The organism is Pseudomonas sp. UBA5706 (assembly GCF_002419965.1).
In the GTDB taxonomy this organism is placed as follows: domain Bacteria; phylum Pseudomonadota; class Gammaproteobacteria; order Pseudomonadales; family Pseudomonadaceae; genus Aquipseudomonas.
This window is the reverse complement of record NZ_DIHC01000054.1, coordinates 12,187-34,438: the sequence shown is the minus strand read 5'-3', so window position 1 is coordinate 34,438 and position 22,252 is coordinate 12,187. Positions and strand designations below refer to the sequence as shown.

Here is a 22,252-nt window from a genome sequence, read left to right as displayed (position 1 = left end):
CTGCAACGCCAAACGAACACCCGGAGAACAGCGATGAGCGCGCTCTATATGATTGTTGGCACCCTGGTTGCGCTGGGCGTGCTGGTGACTTTTCACGAGTTTGGTCACTTTTGGGTGGCGCGGCGTTGTGGCGTCAAGGTGTTGCGCTTCTCGGTGGGTTTCGGCATGCCGCTGTTGCGCTGGCGCGACCGTCAAGGCACCGAGTATGTTGTGGCTGCCATCCCTCTGGGTGGCTACGTGAAGATGCTCGACGAGCGCGAAGGCGAAGTGCCTGCCGAGCTGATCGATCAGTCCTTCAACCGCAAGTCAGTCTATCAGCGCATCGCCATCGTCATTGCCGGGCCGGTTGCGAACTTTTTGCTGGCGATTGTATTTTTCTGGGTGCTGGCAATGCTGGGCAGCCAGCAAGTGCGGCCGGTCATCGGCGGCGTGGAGGCGGGCAGCATCGCAGACAAGGCCGGACTGACGTCCGGACAGGAAATTGTATCGGTTGATGGCGAAAACACGACCGGCTGGTCGGCTGTCAATCTGCAGCTCGTTCGTCGCCTGGGTGAGACCGGCAGCATTGCGCTGAAGGTTCGCGATCAGGGCTCCGAGATCGAGACGCCTCGTTCTCTGGTATTGGATAACTGGCTCAAGGGCTCTGCCGAGCCGGACCCTATCCGCTCACTCGGGATTCGCCCGTGGCGTCCGTCACTGCCACCTGTGCTTGCCGAACTCGATCCTGCGGGACCGGCTCAGGCCGCTGGTCTGAAAACCGGTGATCGCCTGTTGGCGCTGGACGGCCAGCCGCTCAGCGACTGGCAGCAAGTAGTGGACTGGGTTCGTGTCCGGCCTGATACCCGAATTTCGCTGAGTATTGAGCGCGATGATGCGAAACTCGACGTGCCGGTCACGCTGGTCGCTCGCGGGGAGGGGAAGGCAGCCGCCGGGTATCTCGGTGCGGGGGTCAAGGCTATCGCCTGGCCACCTGAAATGCTCAGGGAGGTCAGGTACGGCCCTGTGGCCGCCGTGGCAGAGGGTGCGCAACGTACATGGACCATGAGCGTGCTGACCCTCGATTCACTGAAGAAAATGTTGTTCGGCGAGCTCTCGGTAAAAAACTTGAGCGGACCGATAACCATTGCTAAAGTGGCGGGCGCTTCGGCCCAGTCAGGTGTGGGTGACTTCCTGAATTTCCTTGCTTATCTGAGCATAAGCCTGGGGGTTCTCAATTTGCTGCCCATTCCAGTATTGGACGGGGGGCACTTGCTGTTTTATCTGATCGAGTGGGCGCGTGGTCGTCCCCTGTCGGAAAAGGTTCAGGGCTGGGGGGCTCAGATCGGTATAAGTCTGGTGGTTGGAGTCATGTTGCTCGCACTGGTCAACGATCTGGGACGACTGTAAAGCTACGCCGAATTGTGAATCTGCCGCATTTTGCGGCAGTTTGTTTATTGCCAGTTGGAATAAGAAAGGACTTCATGAAACGTCTGCTGCTAACTGCGGTTCTTGCCGTACTGATGATCGCCGAAGTTCACGCCGAGTCCTTCACTATCTCCGATATCCGTGTCAACGGCCTGCAGCGGGTGTCCGCTGGTAGTGTCTTCGGCGCGCTGCCGTTGAACGTGGGTGAGCAGGCCGATGACGCGCGTCTTGTGGATGCCACGCGTGCACTGTTCAAAACCGGATTTTTCCAGGATATCCAGCTGGGCCGCGACGGCGACGTTCTGGTGATCACCGTGGTCGAGCGCCCATCGGTTGCGAGCATCGAGATCGATGGCAACAAGGCGATCACTACCGAAGACTTGATGAAAGGGCTCAAGCAATCGGGGTTGGCAGAAGGCGAGATCTTCCAGCGGGCAACCCTTGAAGGCGTTCGTAACGAACTGCAGCGTCAGTATGTCGCTCAAGGCCGCTATTCGGCGGAAGTCGCCACCGAAGTCGTTCCTCAGCCACGTAACCGCGTAGGTCTGAAGATCAATATTAACGAAGGCGCAGTCGCCGCGATCCAGCACATCAATGTGGTGGGCAACTCGGTGTTCCCCGAGCAGGATCTGGTTGACCTGTTCGAATTGAAAACCACCAATTGGCTTTCCTTCTTCAAGAACGACGACAAGTACGCCCGGGAAAAACTGTCCGGCGACCTGGAGCGTCTGCGTTCGTACTACCTCGACCGCGGCTATATCAATATGGATATCGCCTCGACCCAGGTCTCGATCACGCCCGACAAGAAAAGCGTTTACATCACCGTCAATATCCATGAAGGCGAAAAGTACAGCGTCAAATCGGTCAAGCTGAGCGGTGATCTCAAGGTGCCGGAAGACCAGGTCAAGTCGCTGTTGCTGGTCAAGCCAGGCCAGGTGTTCTCGCGCAAGGTCATGACTACCACTTCTGAACTGATCACTCGTCGTCTGGGCAACGAGGGCTATACCTTCGCCAACGTCAACGGCATACCGACGCCGAACGATGAAGACCACACCGTGGACATCACCTTCGCTGTCGATCCTGGCAAGCGTGCTTACGTGAACCGCATCAACTTCCGCGGCAACACCAAGACTGCGGATGAGGTGCTGCGTCGCGAGATGCGTCAGATGGAAGGGGGTTGGGCTTCTACCTACCTGATCGATCAGTCCAAGACCCGTCTCGATCGTCTGGGCTTCTTCAAGGAAGTGAATGTTGAAACACCTGCGGTGCCGGGCACTGACGATCAGGTTGACGTGAACTATGCCGTGGAAGAGCAAGCTTCCGGTTCGATCACCGCAAGCGTGGGCTTCGCGCAAAGCGCGGGCTTGATCCTCGGCGGCTCGATCAGCCAGAACAACTTCCTGGGTACGGGTAATAAGGTCAGCATCGGCTTGACCAAAAGTGAATACCAGACCCGCTACAACTTCAGCTATGTCGATCCGTACTTCACACCGGACGGTGTGAGCCTGGGCTACAGCGCGTTCTATCGCAAGACCAACTACGATGACCTCGATGTCGACGTGGCGAGCTACTCGGTAGACAGCCTGGGTGCCGGGATCAACATGGGCTACCCGATCAGTGAAACCGCGCGTCTGAACTTCGGTCTGTCGGTACAGAAGGACGAGATCAACACCGGTACCTATACCGTTGACGAAATTTTCGACTTCCTGGAAAAAGAAGGCGACAGTTTCACCAACTTCAAAGCGTCTGTTGGCTGGTCCGAGTCCACGTTGAACAAGGGCACGCTACCGACACGTGGTCACTCGCAGAGCCTGACGCTGGAAACCACCATTCCCGGCAGCGACCTGTCGTTCTATAAGCTCGACTACCGTGGCCAGTTATTCCACCCGATCACCAACAGCACCACCCTTCGTTTGCACTCGGAGCTGGGTTATGGCGACGGCTTCGGCTCGACGTCTGGCCTGCCGTTCTACGAGAACTACTACGCGGGTGGCTTCAACTCGGTTCGTGGTTTCAAGGACAGCACATTGGGCCCGCGTAGTACGCCTAGTAAGCTAAATACTTCTAAAGGTACAGCTCTGGATCCGGACCAGGATCCGCTCCCATTCGGCGGTAACGTGCTGATCACTGGTGGCGCCGAGATTCTCTTCCCGCTCCCGTTTGTGAAAGATCAACGGTCGTTGAGGACGTCGTTGTTCTGGGACGTGGGTAATGTATTCAGTACCAATTGTGGGTCCACGAAGTTCACTGCGAATAACGAAAAGGTAGAGTGTAACGGCCCTGATCTTTCAGGTCTGGCAAGCTCTGTCGGCGTAGGCGTAACCTGGATTACCGCTCTGGGCCCATTGAGTTTCGCTCTGGCTATGCCAGTCAAGAAGCCGGACGACAGCACCGAAACCCAGGTCTTCCAATTCTCTCTCGGTCAGACCTTCTAAGGGTCTGATCACTGATCACGACAACGGATTCTGTAGGAGTTACAACGTGCGTAAGTTGACCCAATTGGCACTGCTGGCAACCGTTCTGATCGCGGGCCCCGCGTTCGCCGACATGAAGATCGCCGTACTGAACTATCAAATGGCGCTGCTTGAGTCGGATGCAGCCAAGAAATATGCAGTCGATGCCGAGAAAAAATTCGGCCCTCAGTTGACCAAGCTCAAGGCGCTGGAAAGCAGTGCTAAAGGCATTCAGGATCGTCTGGTGGCTGGTGGCGACAAGATGGCCCAGCCTGAGCGCGAAAAGCTGGAACTGGACTTCAAGCAGAAGGCCCGTGACTTCCAGTTCCAGTCCAAGGAGCTGAACGAAGCCAAAGCCGTTGCCGACCGCGAAATGCTCAAGCAACTGAAGCCAAAGCTGGACCAGGCAGTAGAGGAAGTGATCAAGAAGGGCGGTTTCGACCTGGTATTCGAGCGCGGTGCGGTGATTGACGTCAAGCCACAGTACGACGTCACTCGTCAGGTTATCGAGCGCATGAACCAGCTGAAGTAATTTCATGACTGCGCCCATCACACTCGGCCATCTGGCCGAGTTCCTCGGTGCCACGCTACGTGGCCCGGCGGACAAGGAAATATCCGGACTCGCCACCTTGCAGGAGGCGGGTCCCGGCCAAGTGAGTTTTCTGGCCAATCCCCAGTATCGAAAATTCCTCGCGACCAGCCAATCCGCTGCGGTGCTTCTCAAGCCTGCAGATGCCGAAGGCTATGCGGGGGATGCACTGCTGATCGCTGATCCCTATCTGGCATACGCACGTATTTCCCACCTGTTCGATCCGAAGCCCAAGGCTGCTGCCGGTATTCATCCAACGGCAGTCGTGGCTGACGACGCGGTGGTCGATGCGGCTGCCAGTATCGGTCCCTACGTGATTATCGAAAGCGGTGCCCGTGTTGCAGCAGGCGTCACACTCGGTGCTCACTGCTACGTTGGTGCCCGCAGTGTGATCGGCGAAGGTGGCTGGCTCGCGCCTCGCGTGACGCTGTACCACGATGTGCGGATCGGCCAGCGTGTGGTGGTCCAGTCCGGCGCTGTGCTCGGTGGTGAGGGTTTCGGCTTCGCCAACGAAAAAGGTGTCTGGCAAAAGATCGCGCAGATCGGTGGGGTCACCATTGGAGACGATGTCGAGATCGGCGTGAACACTGCCATCGACCGCGGTGCCATGGACGATACCCGCATTGGCAATGGTGTGAAGCTGGATAACCAGATTCAGATCGCGCACAACGTTCAGGTGGGCGACCACACGGCCATGGCGGCGTGCGTGGGCATTTCCGGCAGCGCGAAGATCGGTAAACACTGTATGCTCGCCGGCGGTGTCGGGCTGGTCGGGCATATCGAGATTTGCGATAACGTGTTCATCACTGGTATGACCATGGTGACCCGTTCAATTACCGAGCCTGGTTCCTATTCTTCCGGGACCGCTATGCAGCCAGCTGCAGAATGGCGAAAAAGCGCTGCTCGGATTCGCCAGCTCGACGACATGTCACGGCGGCTGCAACAGCTAGAAAAGATTGTCGAGGCAGTGACCTCAGGCGGTAAAGCTTCATCTGATGGCTGATACCTTTTTCTTATCAAGTGTGCACAGCCGATAAACTGCCTCCTTGATTTGCTAGAGGAGTGCTGCGCATTTGTCGCGCACTCCCAATCTTTACTACAGGCTTGCTCTCGAAATGATGGACATCAACGAAATTCGCGAATATCTGCCCCACCGTTATCCATTCCTTTTGGTGGATCGTGTGGTGGAGCTGGATGTTGAGAATAAAAGCATTCGTGCCTATAAGAATGTCAGCATCAATGAACCCTTCTTCAATGGTCACTTTCCCCAGCATCCGATCATGCCGGGCGTGTTGATCATCGAGGCGATGGCGCAGGCAGCGGGCATCCTCGGTTTCAAAATGCTTGACGTGAAGCCGGCTGACGGCACCCTGTATTACTTCGTGGGCTCCGACAAGCTGCGGTTTCGCCAGCCAGTATTACCAGGCGACCAGTTGATCCTTGAAGCGAAGTTTCTCAGTTGCAAGCGTCAGATCTGGAAGTTCGATTGCCAGGCTTCGGTAGACGGCAAGCCGGTATGCTCCGCAGAAATCATCTGTGCGGAACGTAAGCTATGAGTTTGATTGACCCTCGCGCAATCATCGATCCGACGGCCGTTCTGGCTGCCAATGTGGAGGTCGGCCCGTGGTCGATCGTCGGGCCCGGTGTGGAAATTGGCGAGGGTACGGTGATTGGTCCCCATGTGATCCTGCGCGGCCCGACCAGAATCGGTAAACACAACCACATTTACCAGTTTTCCTCGGTAGGTGAGGACACCCCTGATCTCAAGTACAAGGGTGAGGCGACACGTCTGGTCATCGGTGACCACAACGTGATTCGCGAAGGCGTCACGATCCATCGTGGCACCATTCAGGACCGCGCTGAAACCACGATTGGTGATCACAACCTGATCATGGCCTATGCCCACATCGGGCACGATAGCGTCATCGGCAATCACTGCATCCTGGTCAACAACACGGCATTGGCGGGCCATGTCCATGTGGCTGACTGGGCGATCCTGTCGGGTTTTACACTGGTTCATCAGTACTGCCATATCGGCGCTCACAGCTTTTCCGGCATGGGCACGGCCATCGGCAAGGACGTTCCTGCGTTCGTCACCGTATTCGGCAGCCCGGCACAAGCGCGTAGCATGAACTTCGAAGGCATGCGCCGTCGCGGTTTCTCCGACGATGCGATCCACGCGCTGCGTCGCGCCTACAAAACGGTTTATCGCCAGGGCCTGACGGTGGAGCAGGCCGTGGTCGAACTCGCCGAGCCCGCTTCAAGGTTTACGGAAGTTGCGTTGTTCCTTGAGTCCATTCAGAACTCGACCCGCGGCATCACCCGTTAACCATGAGTGTACTGCGTATCGCGCTGGTCGCCGGGGAAGCTTCCGGCGACATTCTCGGATCGGGTTTGATGCATGCCATCAAAGCCCGACATCCTGACGCACAATTCATCGGTGTCGGTGGTCCGCTCATGGAAGCTGAAGGCATGGCCTCCTACTTCCCCATGGAGCGCCTGTCGGTCATGGGACTGGTGGAAGTGCTGGGCCGGCTCAAGGAGTTGCTGGCGCGGCGTAAGCTGCTGATCCAGACCCTGATCGATGCAAAGCCGGATGTCTTCATCGGTATCGACGCCCCTGATTTCACCCTGAATATAGAGCTCAAACTGCGTCAAGCCGGGATTAAGACCGTGCACTACGTCAGCCCATCCGTTTGGGCGTGGCGGCAGAAGCGCGTGCTGAAGATTCGCGAAGGCTGTGATCTGATGCTGACCTTGCTGCCCTTCGAGGCAAGATTCTACGAAGAGAAGGGCGTGCCGGTACGCTTTGTCGGGCACCCGCTGGCGGACACCATTCCCCTTGAAGCCGATCGACAGGCAGCCCGCGCCGAACTGGGGTTCGGCGAAGGCCCCGTCGTGGCACTGATGCCCGGCAGCCGTGGCGGTGAAGTCGGGCGGCTGGGCGCACTGTTCTTCGATACCGCAGAGCGTCTGCTGGCGCGACGTCCAGATCTGCGTTTCGTTCTGCCATGCGCCAGTCCCCAGCGTCGTGCGCAAATCGAACAACTGCTACAGGGCCGCGATCTGCCACTGACGTTGCTCGAGGGCCGCTCCCATGTTGCCTTGGCTGCCTGCGATGCGGTCCTGATCGCCTCGGGAACCGCGACGCTGGAAGCGTTGCTGTACAAACGACCGATGGTGGTTGCCTATCGTCTGGCACCGCTGACTTACTGGATACTCAAGCGGATGGTGAAAAGTCCGTATGTGTCGCTGCCGAACCTGTTGGCCCAGCGTTTGCTGGTTCCTGAGCTTCTGCAGGACGCAGCGACTGCCGACACCCTTGCGCAAACCCTGCTGCCGTTGCTCGACAATGGCGAGGAGCAGACTGTCGGGTTCGACGAAATTCACCGTACCTTGCGTCGCGATGCGTCCAATCAGGCCGCCGATGCGGTATTGAGCCTGATTGGCCCATCGCCTTCACGATGAGTGTGTAATCAATGCAAATGGGTCTGGATTTCAATCTGGTCGAGGAACTGGTCGCCGGTGTCGATGAGGTGGGCCGTGGTCCGCTGTGCGGCGCTGTGGTGACCGCTGCGGTGATCCTCGATCCCAAGCGCCCGATTGTGGGTCTTAACGATTCGAAAAAACTCACTGAAGCCAAGCGCGAAAAGCTGTTCGACGAGATCTGCGAAAAGGCCCTGTGCTGGCACATCGCGCGGGCTGAAGTGCACGAGATCGACGAGTTGAACATCTTGCACGCCACGATGCTGGCGATGAAGCGCGCAGTCGAAGGATTGTTGATCACGCCCAAGCTGGCACTTATCGACGGTAACCGTTGCCCGCAGCTGTCGGTGCCTAGCGCGCCGGTCATTCAAGGGGACGGGCAGGTGCCGGCCATCGCTGCGGCATCGATTCTCGCCAAGGTCTCTCGTGATCGGGAAATGGCCGCGCTGGAGCTGGTTTATCCGGGCTACGGCATTGGTGGTCATAAGGGGTATCCCACGCCGGTTCATCTGGAAGCGTTGGCGCGGCTGGGGCCGACGCCGATTCATCGACGCTCCTTTGCGCCGGTGCGCGCGGCGTATGAAGCGCAAGACATGATGATTTCCACCGGCTTTACACCATTGCCATTCAATTGAACGCGGGCTGATGTTTTGCTCAGCGGCCGGTACAATCCGGCCTTCGTTTTCCGTGCGCTATAGGATCACCCATGCCGGCTTCTTTCGTTCATTTACGCCTGCACACCGAATATTCCCTGGTTGACGGTCTCGTTCGGGTCAAGCCGTTGGTCAAGGCGCTGACCGGCATGAACATGCCTGCGGTAGCGGTAACGGACCAAAACAACCTTTGCTCGCTGGTCAAATTCTATAAAACCGCCATGGGCGCCGGTATCAAGCCGATCTGCGGTGCCGACATCTGGCTGGCCGGCCGCGACCGCGATGCTCCACTGAGCCGCATGAGTCTGCTGGTGATGAACCCCAGAGGCTATCTGAACCTCACCGAGCTGATTTCCCGTGGCTTCATGGACGGCCAGCGCAACGGCCTGGTGATAATCGACCGCGAATGGGTAGCAGAAGCCAGCGAAGGATTGATTGCCCTGTCGGCGGCCAAGGAAGGCGAAATCGGCATGGCCCTGCTGGGCAGTAATCCTGCCGAGGCCGATGAGCTGCTCAAGGAATGGATGGCGGTGTTCCCGGACCGTTTTTATGTCGAGGTCCAGCGCACCAACCGTATCAATGACGAGGAACATCTGCATGCCGCCGTGGCCCTGGCCGAGCGTCATGGCGCGCCGCTGGTGGCAACCAACGATGTGCGGTTCATCAAGCAGGAAGATTTCGAAGCCCACGAAACCCGTGTGTGCATCGGCGAAGGCCGAGCGCTGGACGACCCGCGTCGCTCGCATAACTACAGCGATCAGCAGTACCTCAAAAGCGCCGAGCAGATGGCCGAGTTGTTCAGCGACCTGCCCGACGCGCTGGCCAACACCGTCGAAATCGCCAAGCGCTGTAACATCGAAGTCAAGCTGGGTACGCACTTCCTGCCCAACTTCCCCATCCCCGATGGCCTGACCATCGATGAATATTTCCGCAAGGTGTCCTTCGAAGGTCTGGAAGAGCGTCTTGCTGTGCTGTGGCCCAAGGAAACCACGCCCGACTACGAGGCCAAGCGTCAGGTCTACGTCGATCGTTTGAATTTCGAGCTGGATATCATCATCCAGATGGGCTTTCCCGGTTACTTCCTGATCGTGATGGACTTCATCCAGTGGGCCAAGAACAACGGCGTGCCAGTCGGACCGGGCCGGGGATCGGGTGCCGGTTCTCTCGTGGCCTATGTGCAGAAGATCACCGACCTCGATCCGCTGCAATATGATTTGCTGTTCGAACGGTTCCTCAACCCCGAACGGGTTTCGATGCCCGACTTCGACGTTGACTTCTGCATGGACGGTCGCGACCGGGTGATCGATTACGTGGCCGAGAAATACGGCCGCAACGCGGTCAGCCAGATCATCACTTTTGGTTCGATGGCGGCCAAGGCGGTGGTTCGCGACGTGGCGCGGGTGCAAGGCAAGTCTTACGGCCTGGCCGATCGCCTGTCGAAGATGATCCCGTTCGAAGTCGGCATGACCCTGGAAAAGGCCTACGAGCAGGAAGAGATCCTGCGCGACTTCCTCAAGACCGACGAGGAAGGGGCGGAAATCTGGGAGATGGCGCGCAAGCTCGAAGGCGTGGTGCGTAACGTCGGCAAGCACGCCGGGGGCGTGGTCATCGCGCCAACCAAGCTCACCGACTTCGCGGCTATTTATTGCGATGAGGAGGGCAGCGGCCTTGTCACTCAGTTCGACAAGGATGACGTCGAAGCGGCGGGTCTGGTGAAGTTCGACTTCCTCGGTCTGCGTACGCTGACCATCATCGACTGGGCCATGAAGACCATCAACCGCGACCGTGCCAAGGTAGGCGAGGAGCCACTGGACATCGCGTTCATTCCGCTGGACGACGCCCCGACCTACGACCTGCTGCAGAAAGCTGAAACCACTGCGGTGTTCCAGCTTGAATCTCGCGGCATGAAAGAGTTGATCAAAAAGCTCAAGCCCGACTGCCTGGAAGACCTCATCGCACTGGTGGCGCTGTTCCGTCCCGGCCCGCTGCAATCGGGCATGGTGGATGACTTCATCAACCGTAAGCATGGTCGCGCCGAACTCTCGTATCCGCACGTCGACTATCAGTACGAGGGCCTCAAGCCCGTACTGGCCCCCACCTACGGCATCATCCTGTATCAAGAACAGGTGATGCAGATTGCCCAGGTCATGGCCGGTTACACCCTCGGCGGCGCGGACATGCTGCGTCGCGCCATGGGTAAGAAGAAGCCAGAGGAAATGGCCAAGCAGCGCGGTGGTTTCATCGAAGGCTGCAAGACCAATAATATCGACCCGGACCTTGCGGGTAACATTTTCGACCTGGTGGAAAAATTCGCTGGCTACGGCTTCAACAAGTCCCACTCTGCGGCCTACGGCCTGGTGTCCTACCAAACGGCGTGGCTGAAAAAGCATTACCCGGCGCCGTTCATGGCTGCGGTTCTCTCGGCGGATATGCACAACACCGACAAGGTCGTGACCTTGATCGAAGAAGTGCGGACCATGAAGTTGCGCCTCGATGCGCCGGACGTGAACAACTCCGAATTCAAATTCACCGTTAACGACGAAGGTCGCATCGTTTACGGCCTTGGCGCGATCAAGGGCGTCGGTGAGGGCCCGGTGGAGGCGATTACCGAAGCGCGGCAGGCGGGTCCCTTCAAGGATCTGTTCGACTTCTGCGCGCGTGTTGATCTCAAGCGCGTCAACAAACGGACCCTCGACGGCCTGATTCGCAGTGGTGCGCTGGACCGGCTCGGACCATTCTTTTTCGATGAGCCTAAACAGTATCAGGCCAATATCGACCGCAATCGCGGCGTATTGCTGGCCGCGCTGGAAGGCGCGATCCAGGCCGCGGAGCAGACGGCACGCAGCCATGACAGCGGGCACGCCGATCTGTTTGGCGGGCTGTTCGTCGAAGCCGATGCGGATGTTTACGCGAACCATCGCGCTGCCAAGGAGGTCACTCTCAAGGAGCGCCTGCGTGGCGAGAAGGAAACCCTTGGGCTTTACCTGACCGGTCACCCGATCGATGAGTATGAGGGCGAAATTCGTCGATTCGCCCGTCAGCGCATCGTCGATCTGAAGCCGGCCCGCGACACCCAGACCGTTGCAGGTTTGATCATTGCGTTGCGGGTCATGAAGAACAAAAAGGGCGACAAAATGGGTTTCATCACCCTCGATGACCGCTCAGGCCGAATTGAAGCATCGTTGTTCGCCGACTCTTTCCAGGCCGCGCAGTCGCTGTTGCAGACCGACGCGATGGTTGTGGTGGAAGGCGAGGTCAGCTCCGATGACTTCTCCGGCGGCTTGCGTCTGCGGGCCAAGCGGGTGATGAGCCTGGAGGAAGCGCGGACCGGCCTGGCTGAAAGTTTGCGCCTGACCGTACGTAGCGAGGCGCTCAAGGGCGATCGTCTACGCTGGTTGGGAGACTTGTGCAGGAAACATCGGGGAGCGTGTCCGATCACGCTCGATTACACCGCTCAGGATGCCCGCGCCTTGCTGCAGTTCGGCGAAGCGTGGCGGATCGATCCCGCAGACAGCCTGATTCAGGCCCTGCGTGACCAGTTCGGACGAGAGAACGTCTTCCTGCAGTATCGCTGAAAGCTGATCTAACGAATTATTTAAACTCGACCGGACGGCGCCCGCTCCATTAAGGTATGGCGCTTACGGATCAACCGGCCGGCCTCTTGGCCGTCGACCCAAGACGGATGCCTATGAACCCGAATTTTCTGGATTTCGAACAGCCGATTGCTGACCTGCAAGCCAAAATTGAAGAGCTGCGCCTGGTTGGCAATGACAACTCGCTGAACATCGGCGATGAAATCTCTCGACTGCAAGAGAAGAGCAATACGCTCACCGAAAGCATTTTCGGCAACCTGACCAGTTGGCAGATCGCGCGCATGGCGCGTCATCCGCGTCGTCCGTACACGCTGGACTACATCGAACACATTTTCACCGAGTTCGACGAACTGCATGGCGACCGCCACTTCTCCGATGACGCAGCCATCGTTGGCGGCATCGCGCGGCTGGACGACCAGCCAGTGATGGTGATCGGTCACCAGAAAGGCCGTGAAGTGCGCGAGAAGGTGCGTCGCAACTTCGGCATGCCGCGCCCTGAGGGCTACCGCAAGGCATGCCGTCTGATGGAAATGGCCGAGCGTTTCAAGATGCCGATCCTGACCTTCATCGATACACCGGGCGCTTATCCTGGGATCGACGCTGAAGAGCGCAACCAAAGCGAGGCGATCGCCTGGAACCTGCGCGTGATGGCGCGTCTGAAGACCCCCATCATCGCTACTGTGATCGGCGAAGGTGGCTCGGGCGGCGCGCTGGCCATTGGCGTGTGCGATCAATTGAACATGCTTCAATACTCCACGTATGCGGTGATTTCGCCCGAGGGCTGTGCATCGATCCTATGGAAGACTGCCGAGAAGGCGCCTGACGCTGCCGAGGCGATGGGCATCACCGCCGAGCGTCTCAAAGGGCTGGGTATCGTAGACCAGGTTATCGACGAGCCGCTGGGCGGCGCGCATCGTGATCCGGCAGCAGCCTCGGCCTCCATCCGCGAATCACTGAGCAGCCAGTTGGCCATGCTCAAGCAGTTTGACAACGACGCGCTGCTGGCTCGCCGTTACGATCGCTTGATGAGCTACGGCCTCTGACCGCTGGTTTTCGATGGTCCGGCCAGCTTGACGCCCAGGGTTACCCAGCATGAGCAAGCCGGACAGTTGCAAGAAAGCGTTATCCACTCGGCTGCTGTCACGCCTCGAGCCTTGGCGCGACGCAGCCGCTTGGCGCATTGCCTTCTCGGGTGGGCTTGATTCCACCGTTCTGCTGCATCTGCTGGCCGAGCTCACCAGGCACCAGCGTCTTCCACCTTTGACTGCTGTTCACGTTCATCACGGCTTGCAGGCCGTGGCTGCATCGTGGCCGGGACATTGCCGTCAGGTTTGCCAGATACTGGGTGTGCCGCTGCAGGTCATTGACGTTCAGATTCATCCCGGGGCGAGTCTGGAACAGGCTGCCCGGGATGCGCGTTACGCCGCCTTCAATGAGCTGTTGCAGACCGGCGAAGTGCTGCTGACAGCTCAGCATCGTGACGATCAGGCAGAGACCCTGATGTTTCGTCTGCTGCGCGGCGCCGGCGTCCGAGGATTGGCAGCGATGCCTGCGCAACGGACGTTGGGCGAGGGACGCCTGTTCCGGCCTCTGCTGGAAGAGCCGCGGGCGCTGCTTGAGCGTTACGCGCAAGAGGAGGGGCTGAGCTGGATTGAAGACCCCAGCAACAGCGACAGCCGTTTTTCGCGTAACTACCTGCGCAATCAGGTGCTGCCGATGCTGACCAGTCGTTGGCCGCAGGCCGTCGCCAGCATGACCCGAAGCGCGGCGCATCTGGCCGAGGCCCAAGGCTTGCTGGATGAACTGGCGCTGCAGGATCTGTCGCTCGCCGATACACCGTGCCCATGGTCCTGGCTGGGTCTGCCGTCATTGGAGCTGGCACCACTTCAGGGATTGTCTGCCGCGCGCCAGCGCAATGCGCTGCGTCATTGGCTGGCTGCGTTGACACGTTTACCCGACAGCGATCACTGGGCAGGCTGGGATTCGCTGCGCGATGCCGGACCCGACGGCCGGCCGATATGGCGGCTTGCCGACGGGCAGTTGCATCGCGCCGAAGGGCGAATCTGGTGGCTGTCCGGCATCTGGCTCAGGGATGTCGCCGGTTCGCAGCATTGGTCCACAGCCTCACAGCCGCTGTATCTACCGGGCAACGGCCTGTTGCAAATTTTTGGGGAAATTCCCCGCGGCGGGCTGCATGTGCATTATCGCCAAGGCGGCGAAGTGCTGGATGTGCCTGATCGCGGGCGCCGCGACCTCAAACGCCTGCTCAATGAAAAGGGCGTGCCGGTGTTTCTGCGCGGCCGATTGCCGCTGTTGTATCGCGGGGAGCGACTGCTGGCGGTTGCCAACCTTCCCGGGCTGGATGCCGACCCCGGTGGCGACTGGCGATTGCACTGGCAGCCACCGACGAACGACCACAGTTTGAGATGAGTGCCCGTTTCCGGTAGACTACGCTCCCTTCTTGATACAGCTTATGTCGATCCTTTCGGAACGATGCAAGTTGCCGATTACCAGCCAGTCTTTACTGGGCGATTCTTAAAATGTGGCGAGTAATGGACAGGTCCGGATACGGCCGGTCGCTTTCAACGCAGCAGATTCTGAAATGCACTGTGAAGCATGCAGGTCATCGGGGGCTTCGGCCTTCCTTCGCTTTCCCCGGCGGCTCTGACCGCTTTAACGCAGACTTCTAGGGTTTTTCATGACGCGCTACATCTTCGTCACGGGCGGTGTTGTTTCTTCATTGGGGAAAGGCATTGCCTCGGCTTCATTGGCGGCCATCCTGGAGGCGAGGGGACTTAAGGTCACCATGCTCAAGCTGGACCCTTACATCAACGTCGATCCGGGCACCATGAGCCCGTTTCAGCACGGTGAGGTGTTCGTCACTCACGACGGCGCCGAGACCGACCTGGACCTGGGGCACTACGAGCGTTTCATTCGTACCACCATGACCCAGAACAACAACTTCACAACTGGCCGTGTCTACGAACACGTCCTGCGCAAAGAGCGCCGTGGTGATTATCTGGGCGCGACCATCCAGGTGATCCCGCACATCACCGATGAAATCAAACGTCGCATCATCAAGGGCGCAGGCGATGCCGATGTGGCCCTGGTCGAAATCGGTGGCACCGTCGGTGACATCGAATCGCAGCCGTTTCTGGAAGCGATCCGTCAGCTGCGGTTCGAAGTCGGCGCCAAGCGCGCGATGCTGATGCACCTGACGCTGGTCCCTTATATCGCCACCGCCGGCGAAACCAAGACCAAGCCGACTCAGCATTCGGTAAAGGAACTGCGCTCCATCGGTCTGCAACCCGACGTGCTGGTTTGCCGCTCCGACCACGCCATTGACGTCTCGTCGCGGCGCAAGATCGCGCAGTTCACCAACGTTGAAGAGCGTGCGGTCATTGCGCTGGAAGACGCCGACACCATCTACAAGATCCCGGGCATCCTGCACGCCCAGGGCCTGGATGATTTCGTCGTTGAGCGCTTCGGCTTGCAGTGCGCAGGCGCCGACCTTTCCGAATGGGAAAAGGTCGTCGATGCCAAGCTCAACCCCGAGCACGAAGTCACCATCGCGATGGTCGGCAAGTACATGGAGCTGCTGGACGCCTACAAGTCGCTGATCGAAGCGATGAGTCACGCTGGCATCACCAACCGCACCAAGGTCAATCTGCGCTACATCGATTCAGAAGACATTGAAAACCAGGGCACCGGCCTGCTGGAAGGCGTGGACGCGATCCTGGTTCCGGGCGGCTTCGGTCTGCGCGGCGTCGAAGGCAAGATCACCGCCGTTCAGTTCGCGCGTGAAAACAAGGTGCCGTATCTGGGCATCTGCCTGGGCATGCAGGTGGCGGTCATCGAGTTTGCGCGTAACGTGCTGGGCTGGAAGGACGCCAACTCCACCGAATTCGATCGCAGCAGCCCGCACCCGGTGGTCGGTCTGATCACCGAGTGGGAAGATGCCACTGGTGCCGTCGAAACCCGTACCGAAGCTTCCGACCTGGGCGGCACCATGCGCCTGGGCGCACAAGAGTGCCAACTGGAGCCGGGCTCCCTGGTGCACGACTGCTACGCCAACGAGGTGATCGTGGAGCGTCATCGTCATCGCTATGAAGTGAACAACAAGCTGCTGCCGCAATTGATCGAGGCCGGCCTGAAAGTATCCGGTCGCTCCGGTGACGGCGCGCTGGTCGAAGTGGTCGAGTCGCTGGATCATCCATGGTTCGTCGCTTGCCAGTTCCACCCTGAATTCACCTCCACGCCTCGCGATGGTCACCCACTGTTCAGTGGCTTCGTCAAGGCAGCGCTCGCTCAACACCAGAAGAACGCCTGACAGGGAACTCATTACATGGCACAGAAAACCATCCGCGTCGGTTCCATCGACATTGCCAACGACAAGCCTATGGTCCTGTTCGGCGGCATGAATGTCCTGGAGTCGCGGGACATGGCCATGCAGGTCTGCGAAGAATATGTGCGGGTCACCCAGAAGCTGGATATCCCGTACGTATTCAAGGCCAGCTTCGACAAAGCCAACCGTTCTTCCGTGACCTCGTACCGGGGACCGGGACTTGAAGCGGGCATGCGCATTTTCGAAGAAATCAAGAGCACGTTCGGCGTGCCCGTGATCACCGACGTGCACGAGCCGCACCAGGCCGCAGCGGTGGCCGAAGTCTGCGACATCATCCAGCTGCCAGCTTTCCTGTCCCGTCAAACCGATCTGGTCGTGGCAATGGCGAAAACCGGTGCCGTGATCAATATCAAGAAAGCCCAGTTTCTCGCGCCTCAGGAAATGAAACATATCCTGAACAAATGCGAAGAAGCCGGTAACGATCAGTTGATCCTGTGCGAGCGGGGTTCAAGCTTCGGCTACAACAACCTCGTGGTAGACATGCTCGGCTTCGGCATCATGAAAGCCTTCGAATACCCGGTGTTCTTCGACGTGACGCACGCGCTGCAGATGCCGGGTGGGCGCTCCGATTCCGCCGGTGGCCGCCGCGCGCAGGTGACGGATTTGGCCAAAGCCGGTATCAGCCAGGGTTTGGCAGGTCTGTTTCTCGAGGCGCATCCGGACCCGGATAACGCCAAATGCGACGGACCCTGCGCATTGCGCCTGAACAAACTGGAGCCGTTCCTGACCCAGCTCAAGGCGCTCGATGACCTGGTCAAGGCGTTCCCGACGATAGAAACGGCATAAACCCGCTTCTCCGGCGCGATGGCCTCCGGTACAGTGCCGCTCGTTTATTTCCCGACCAACGGGTCGGGAAATACTGTCATCTCGGGGCTGCCCGCTGTCTAGTGCCCTTGATGCCAGTCGTTTTCCCAGCTGCGTCGTTTTCTTCAATCTTGGAGTGTTAACAACAATGGCAAAAATCGTCGACATCAAAGGTCGTGAAGTTCTCGACTCCCGTGGCAATCCCACCGTGGAAGCTGATGTGCTCCTCGACAACGGCATCATCGGCAGTGCCTGTGCGCCGTCCGGTGCTTCCACCGGCTCGCGTGAAGCACTTGAGCTGCGCGATGGCGACAAATGCCGGTATCTGGGCAAGGGCGTTCTGAAGGCGGTGGCCAACATCAATGGGCCGATCCGCGACCTGCTGCTGGGTAAAGACCCGGTTGACCAGAAGGCGCTGGATCAGGCAATGATTCAGCTCGACGGCACCGAAAACAAGGCGAGCCTGGGCGCTAACGCCATTCTTGCCGTGTCCCTGGCCGCTGCCAAGGCCGCTGCTCAGGATCAGGATCTGCCGCTGTACGCGCACATCGCAAACCTGAACGGCACGCCGGGCGTTTACTCGATGCCAGTCCCGATGATGAACATCATCAACGGTGGCGAGCACGCCGATAACAACATCGACATCCAGGAATTCATGATCCAGCCGGTTGGCGCCAAGACCTTCTCGGAGGGCTTGCGCTGGGGCACCGAAATCTTCCACCACTTGAAGGCTGTGTTGAAGGCTCGTGGCCTGAACACTGCAGTGGGTGATGAAGGTGGTTTCGCACCGAACCTGAACTCCAACGCCGATGCCCTCGACGCAATCGCTGAAGCCGTGAAAAACGCCGGCTACAAGCTGGGCACCGACGTGACCCTGGCGCTGGACTGTGCAGCGAGCGAGTTCTATAAGAACGGCAAGTACACCCTGAGCGAAGAAGGCGAATACGATTCCGCCGGTTTCGCCGACTACCTGGCTGATCTGGTCAGCAAACACCCGATCATCTCTATCGAAGACGGCCTGGACGAGTCCGACTGGGACGGTTGGAAAGTCCTCACCGACAAGATCGGCGACAAGATTCAGCTGGTGGGCGACGACCTGTTCGTGACCAACACCAAGATCCTGAAAGAAGGTATCGACAAGAAAATCGGTAACTCGATCCTGATCAAGTTCAACCAGATCGGCACCCTGACCGAAACCCTGGAAGCCATCCAGATGGCCAAGGCCGCCGGCTATACAGCAGTGATCTCCCACCGCTCCGGCGAGACCGAAGATTCGACCATTGCCGACCTGGCTGTGGGGACGGCTGCCGGCCAGATCAAGACAGGCTCGCTGAGCCGCTCCGATCGTATCGCCAAGTACAACCAATTGCTGCGTATCGAAGAGCAACTGGGTGCCAAAGCGGTGTACCGTGGTCGCGGCGAGTTTCGCGGTTGAGTGCAAGATGGTAAAAAGGCAGCAGGCGCTGTAGGGAAATTCGTTGAAAGCGTTTTGTCCTGACGTCCTGATCCAAGAGCCCGGTGACCACCGGGCTCTTGGGCATTTGAAATGGTCGGTTTTTGCTGTCTTTCTACCAGGTAACAGATATTCACAATGCGCAGTCCTAACTGGTTGTTCCTCGTTCTGCTCTTGCTGCTCGCTGGCTTGCAATACCGACTATGGGTGGGTAACGGTAGCCTCGCGCAGGTCGCCAGCCTGACCCAGCAAATCGCCGATCAGCATGCCGAAAACGATGCGTTGCTTGAACGTAACCGGGTTCTGGACGCGGAGGTGCTGGAGCTGAAAAAGGGCCTGGAGACCGTCGAAGAGCGTGCCCGTCACGAACTGGGGATGGTCAAGGACGGCGAGACTCTCTATCAGTTGGCACAGTGACGTTGGCGTAAATGAAACAATCCCTTCCTGCCTTCTGGGCAGTGATTCCCGCAGCGGGTGTGGGTACGCGCATGGCGGCAGACCGTCCCAAGCAGTATCTGCAACTGGGCGGCCTCACCATTCTGGAACACAGTCTGCTTTGCTTTCTCGATCACCCTCGACTCAAGGGGCTGGTGATCAGTCTGGCTGCGGACGACCCGTATTGGCCCACATTGCCTTGTGCGCAGGATTCGCGCATCCAGCAGGTAGCCGGTGGAAGGGAACGGGCGGATTCAGTGCTCAATGCCTTGCTGCATCTGCACGCTGGCGGCGCAGATGATAATGACTGGGTGCTGGTACACGATGCCGCCCGACCGAATCTGGCTCGTTCGGATCTGGACAATTTGCTCATTGAATTGGCTGACGACCCGGTCGGAGGCCTGCTGGCGGTTCCGGCCAAGGACACGTTGAAGCGCGCTGATGCCTATGGCCGCGTCACCGAAACCGTTGATCGCAGCCTGATCTGGCAGGCGTACACGCCGCAGATGTTTCGCCTTGGCGCATTGCATCGAGCGCTGGCGGACAGCCTGGTGTCGAATGTTTCGATTACCGATGAAGCGTCGGCTATCGAATGGTCGGGGCAGGCGCCCCGCCTTATCGAAGGTCGGGCTGACAATATCAAAGTCACCCGCCCCGAGGATCTTGAGTGGTTGCGGCAGCGGCGCGGCGAGCTTAACCGCTGACAGGCTCAATCGACACCGGGCGCACGTAGCGGTACGGCTCGCCAGCGGTGACGTTCGGAGGGTCGCGACGGTCGGTAAGCCGCGCCACTACAGCTCCTTGTCGCCATTACTCGGTCCCTGTTGTCGGTATTCGGCGCGCAACACCAATCCCGCCTTCAGATAATCCACCAGTTTTCTGACTTTCGGCGACAGATGCCGCTGCTGCGGATACAGCGCCCAAACCGCTGTATTGGGCGGCTGGTGGGCGGCGAGCAACGAGATCAGCGCACCACTGTTTAGATGTTCATGCACGTAATAGTCCGGTAACTGACACAACCCTAGCCCTTGCAATGCGGCGTCCAGTACGGCTTGCCCACTGTTGCAGCGCCAGTTTCCCTGTACCCGTTGGGAAAATTCACGCCCGTTGTGCTGTAACAGCCAATTGTCGGAGCTGCCGATCAGGCAGTTATGGCGGCTCAACTCCGACAAGCTATGGGGACGTCCATATCGCTCAAGATAAGAAGGTGAGGCACACAGGTACATGCGTCGGGGCGCCAGGCGGGTGGCCACCAGTCTAGATTCCTGCAAGCGGCCGAGACGGATCGCCAGGTCCAGCCCCTCATGCAGCAAATCCAGCGTGTTGTTAGTGAGTTCGATATCAACGCGTAGTTGTGGGTAGTCCTCCATGAAGCGGGTGACCAGAGGCGCGATGAAACGCTCGCCATAAGCCACCGCACAGGTCATGCGCAGCAAGCCTTTGGGTTCGCTGGTCAGATCACCCACCGCGCGCAATGCTTCTTCGCGGCCATCCTGCAGACGCTGGCAGTGGTGCAGAAATGTCTGTCCGGCTTCGGTGAGGGCAACTTTGCGCGTACTGCGATAAAGCAAACGGGTTTGCAGGCGTTCTTCCAGTCGCGCAATTTGGCGGCTGATGTGCGAGGAGGAAACCCCCATCCGTTGCGCAGCGGCGGTGAACTGACCGCACTCGGCCACCGCGACGAATTCATCCAGCCCATCCCAGCGATTGGTGTACATCGATTATCCCTGTACGGCATTAATGTTTTGCTTTTACGCGGATTATTAATTAAACGGCAGTGCTTTACACTTCTGGCTCGTTTTTACTTTGCTGGAGAGGATGATGATCAAGTCACGAGCTGCCGTTGCTTTCGCGCCCAATCAACCGCTACAAATCGTCGAAGTGGACGTTGAGGCGCCAAAGGCCGGCGAGGTGCTGATCCGAACCGTCGCTTCCGGCGTTTGCCATACTGATGCCTATACCCTGTCCGGTGCTGATTCCGAAGGCGTGTTCCCGTGCATCCTTGGTCACGAAGGTGGCGGTATTGTTGAAGCTATTGGCGAGGGCGTCACCTCGCTGGCCGTCGGTGACCATGTTATTCCGCTGTACACCGCCGAATGCCGCGAATGCAAATTCTGCAAATCCGGTAAGACCAACCTCTGCCAAAAGGTACGTGCAACGCAAGGCAAGGGTCTGATGCCAGACGGTACGACCCGTTTCAGCTACAACGGCGAGCCGGTTTATCACTACATGGGCTGCTCGACGTTTTCCGAGTACACCGTCGTCCCGGAAATCTCCTTGGCAAAGATCCCCAAGCAAGCCCCGCTGGAAAAAATCTGCCTGCTGGGATGCGGCGTGACCACAGGGATTGGCGCTGTACTGAACACCGCCAAGGTTGAAGAGGGTGCAACCGTCGCGATTTTTGGTCTCGGCGGAATTGGTTTGGCGGCGATCATCGGCGCGAAGATGGCCAAGGCGTCGCGCATCATCGCGATCGATATCAACCCGGCGAAGTTCGAGGTGGCACGCGAACTGGGCGCCACTGACTTCATCAACCCGAAGGACCACGACAAGCCGATTCAGGACGTCATCGTTGAATTGACCGACGGCGGCGTGGATTACAGCTTCGAATGCATCGGTAATGTCCAGCTGATGCGCGCTGCACTGGAGTGCTGCCACAAAGGCTGGGGCGAGTCGATCATTATTGGTGTTGCGCCCTCGGGTCAAGAAATCGCCACCCGTCCTTTTCAATTGGTCACCGGCCGCGTCTGGCGCGGGTCGGCGTTCGGCGGTGTGAAGGGCCGTACCGAGCTGCCAAGCTACGTCGAAAAATCAGAGACGGGCGAGATTCCGCTGGACACCTTCATTACCCACACCATGGGCCTGGACAAGATCAATGAAGCATTCGACCTGATGCACGAAGGCAAGAGCATTCGTTCGGTCATCCACTTCTAAAGGCAGCCCCGAGCTGCAAGCAGGAGTGCTGCACCCTCTTGCA

The 22,252-nt window shown here is 58.7% G+C and carries 18 protein-coding genes; 17 read left to right on the top strand and 1 reads right to left on the bottom strand.

Annotation, left to right across the window (positions count from 1 at the left end; genetic code table 11):
- The first annotated feature begins 33 nt into the window (after positions 1-33).
- The 16 genes from rseP to ispD all read left to right on the top strand — a co-directional run bounded on the left by rseP (position 34) and on the right by ispD (position 19,979).
- Positions 34-1,386, top strand: coding sequence for a sigma E protease regulator RseP (gene rseP, locus B3I26_RS25600; RefSeq protein WP_296261940.1), 1,353 nt, complete (start codon positions 34-36; stop codon positions 1,384-1,386).
- A 74-nt stretch (positions 1,387-1,460) separates the two neighbouring features.
- Positions 1,461-3,839 (top strand): outer membrane protein assembly factor BamA, encoded by a 2,379-nt coding sequence (gene bamA, locus B3I26_RS25595; protein WP_296261939.1) that lies wholly within the window; start codon positions 1,461-1,463, stop codon positions 3,837-3,839.
- Positions 3,840-3,885: 46 nt separating this feature from the next.
- The gene (locus B3I26_RS25590; RefSeq protein ID WP_296261936.1) at positions 3,886-4,389 is read left to right on the top strand and encodes an OmpH family outer membrane protein; all 504 of its coding nucleotides are present in this window, start codon (positions 3,886-3,888) and stop codon (positions 4,387-4,389) included.
- A gap of 4 nt (positions 4,390-4,393) precedes the next feature.
- Positions 4,394-5,449: a UDP-3-O-(3-hydroxymyristoyl)glucosamine N-acyltransferase gene (lpxD, locus tag B3I26_RS25585; protein WP_296261934.1), complete on the top strand. Its 1,056-nt coding sequence runs from the start codon at positions 4,394-4,396 to the stop codon at positions 5,447-5,449.
- Positions 5,450-5,561: 112 nt separating this feature from the next.
- On the top strand, positions 5,562-6,002 hold the full coding sequence (fabZ, locus tag B3I26_RS25580; RefSeq protein ID WP_296261987.1) for a 3-hydroxyacyl-ACP dehydratase FabZ: 441 nt from the start codon (positions 5,562-5,564) through the stop codon (positions 6,000-6,002).
- The gene (lpxA, locus tag B3I26_RS25575; protein ID WP_296261931.1) at positions 5,999-6,775 is read left to right on the top strand and encodes an acyl-ACP--UDP-N-acetylglucosamine O-acyltransferase; all 777 of its coding nucleotides are present in this window, start codon (positions 5,999-6,001) and stop codon (positions 6,773-6,775) included. Before fabZ ends, lpxA begins: the two co-directional genes overlap by 4 nt.
- A 2-nt stretch (positions 6,776-6,777) precedes the next feature.
- Complete coding sequence (gene lpxB / locus B3I26_RS25570; RefSeq protein ID WP_296261928.1) at positions 6,778-7,914, top strand: lipid-A-disaccharide synthase; 1,137 nt, start codon at positions 6,778-6,780, stop codon at positions 7,912-7,914.
- 11 nt (positions 7,915-7,925) lie between these two features.
- On the top strand, positions 7,926-8,567 hold the full coding sequence (gene rnhB / locus B3I26_RS25565; RefSeq protein ID WP_296261926.1) for a ribonuclease HII: 642 nt from the start codon (positions 7,926-7,928) through the stop codon (positions 8,565-8,567).
- A gap of 71 nt (positions 8,568-8,638) precedes the next feature.
- Entirely contained in the window at positions 8,639-12,160 is a 3,522-nt protein-coding gene (gene dnaE / locus B3I26_RS25560) for a DNA polymerase III subunit alpha (RefSeq protein ID WP_296261924.1), read from the top strand.
- Between the two features lie 113 nt (positions 12,161-12,273).
- On the top strand, positions 12,274-13,221 hold the full coding sequence (locus tag B3I26_RS25555; RefSeq protein ID WP_296261921.1) for an acetyl-CoA carboxylase carboxyltransferase subunit alpha: 948 nt from the start codon (positions 12,274-12,276) through the stop codon (positions 13,219-13,221).
- Between the two features lie 49 nt (positions 13,222-13,270).
- Complete coding sequence (tilS, locus tag B3I26_RS25550) at positions 13,271-14,608, top strand: tRNA lysidine(34) synthetase TilS (RefSeq protein ID WP_296261919.1); 1,338 nt, start codon at positions 13,271-13,273, stop codon at positions 14,606-14,608.
- A gap of 268 nt (positions 14,609-14,876) precedes the next feature.
- Positions 14,877-16,508 carry a CTP synthase gene (locus B3I26_RS25545; protein ID WP_296261918.1) on the top strand — a complete coding sequence of 544 codons (1,632 nt, stop codon included), beginning with the start codon at positions 14,877-14,879 and terminating at the stop codon, positions 16,506-16,508.
- Positions 16,509-16,523: 15 nt separating this feature from the next.
- A complete protein-coding gene (gene kdsA / locus B3I26_RS25540) occupies positions 16,524-17,369 on the top strand; it encodes a 3-deoxy-8-phosphooctulonate synthase (protein ID WP_296261917.1) in 846 nt (281 codons plus the stop codon).
- Between the two features lie 166 nt (positions 17,370-17,535).
- Positions 17,536-18,822: a phosphopyruvate hydratase gene (gene eno, locus B3I26_RS25535; RefSeq protein WP_296261916.1), complete on the top strand. Its 1,287-nt coding sequence runs from the start codon at positions 17,536-17,538 to the stop codon at positions 18,820-18,822.
- A gap of 156 nt (positions 18,823-18,978) precedes the next feature.
- Positions 18,979-19,257 (top strand): cell division protein FtsB, encoded by a 279-nt coding sequence (gene ftsB / locus B3I26_RS25530; RefSeq protein ID WP_074752716.1) that lies wholly within the window; start codon positions 18,979-18,981, stop codon positions 19,255-19,257.
- An 11-nt stretch (positions 19,258-19,268) separates the two neighbouring features.
- A complete protein-coding gene (gene ispD / locus B3I26_RS25525) occupies positions 19,269-19,979 on the top strand; it encodes a 2-C-methyl-D-erythritol 4-phosphate cytidylyltransferase (RefSeq protein ID WP_296261915.1) in 711 nt (236 codons plus the stop codon).
- Positions 19,980-20,066: 87 nt separating this feature from the next.
- Here ispD and B3I26_RS25520 read toward each other — a convergent pair whose 3' ends face one another.
- Entirely contained in the window at positions 20,067-20,993 is a 927-nt protein-coding gene (locus B3I26_RS25520; RefSeq protein ID WP_296261914.1) for a LysR substrate-binding domain-containing protein, read from the bottom strand.
- 103 nt (positions 20,994-21,096) lie between these two features.
- Here B3I26_RS25520 and B3I26_RS25515 point away from each other — a divergent pair, with 103 nt between their 5' ends.
- On the top strand, positions 21,097-22,209 hold the full coding sequence (locus B3I26_RS25515; RefSeq protein WP_296261912.1) for an S-(hydroxymethyl)glutathione dehydrogenase/class III alcohol dehydrogenase: 1,113 nt from the start codon (positions 21,097-21,099) through the stop codon (positions 22,207-22,209).
- The last annotated feature ends 43 nt before the right edge of the window (positions 22,210-22,252 follow it).

Bases quoted from the DNA above. Each gene is read 5' to 3' on its own strand.
- eno (WP_296261916.1), top strand. From the start codon at position 17,536: ATGGCAAAAATCGTCGACATCAAAGGTCGTGAAGTTCTCGACTCCCGT.
- lpxA (WP_296261931.1), top strand. From the start codon at position 5,999: ATGAGTTTGATTGACCCTCGCGCAATCATCGATCCGACGGCCGTTCTG.
- lpxD (WP_296261934.1), top strand. From the start codon at position 4,394: ATGACTGCGCCCATCACACTCGGCCATCTGGCCGAGTTCCTCGGTGCC.
- B3I26_RS25515 (WP_296261912.1), top strand. From the start codon at position 21,097: ATGATCAAGTCACGAGCTGCCGTTGCTTTCGCGCCCAATCAACCGCTA.
- rseP (WP_296261940.1), top strand. From the start codon at position 34: ATGAGCGCGCTCTATATGATTGTTGGCACCCTGGTTGCGCTGGGCGTG.
- bamA (WP_296261939.1), top strand. From the start codon at position 1,461: ATGAAACGTCTGCTGCTAACTGCGGTTCTTGCCGTACTGATGATCGCC.
- lpxB (WP_296261928.1), top strand. From the start codon at position 6,778: ATGAGTGTACTGCGTATCGCGCTGGTCGCCGGGGAAGCTTCCGGCGAC.
- fabZ (WP_296261987.1), top strand. From the start codon at position 5,562: ATGATGGACATCAACGAAATTCGCGAATATCTGCCCCACCGTTATCCA.
- B3I26_RS25545 (WP_296261918.1), top strand. From the start codon at position 14,877: ATGACGCGCTACATCTTCGTCACGGGCGGTGTTGTTTCTTCATTGGGG.
- kdsA (WP_296261917.1), top strand. From the start codon at position 16,524: ATGGCACAGAAAACCATCCGCGTCGGTTCCATCGACATTGCCAACGAC.
- B3I26_RS25520 (WP_296261914.1), bottom strand. From the start codon at position 20,993: ATGTACACCAATCGCTGGGATGGGCTGGATGAATTCGTCGCGGTGGCC.
- rnhB (WP_296261926.1), top strand. From the start codon at position 7,926: ATGCAAATGGGTCTGGATTTCAATCTGGTCGAGGAACTGGTCGCCGGT.
- ispD (WP_296261915.1), top strand. From the start codon at position 19,269: ATGAAACAATCCCTTCCTGCCTTCTGGGCAGTGATTCCCGCAGCGGGT.
- ftsB (WP_074752716.1), top strand. From the start codon at position 18,979: ATGCGCAGTCCTAACTGGTTGTTCCTCGTTCTGCTCTTGCTGCTCGCT.
- dnaE (WP_296261924.1), top strand. From the start codon at position 8,639: ATGCCGGCTTCTTTCGTTCATTTACGCCTGCACACCGAATATTCCCTG.
- B3I26_RS25555 (WP_296261921.1), top strand. From the start codon at position 12,274: ATGAACCCGAATTTTCTGGATTTCGAACAGCCGATTGCTGACCTGCAA.
- tilS (WP_296261919.1), top strand. From the start codon at position 13,271: ATGAGCAAGCCGGACAGTTGCAAGAAAGCGTTATCCACTCGGCTGCTG.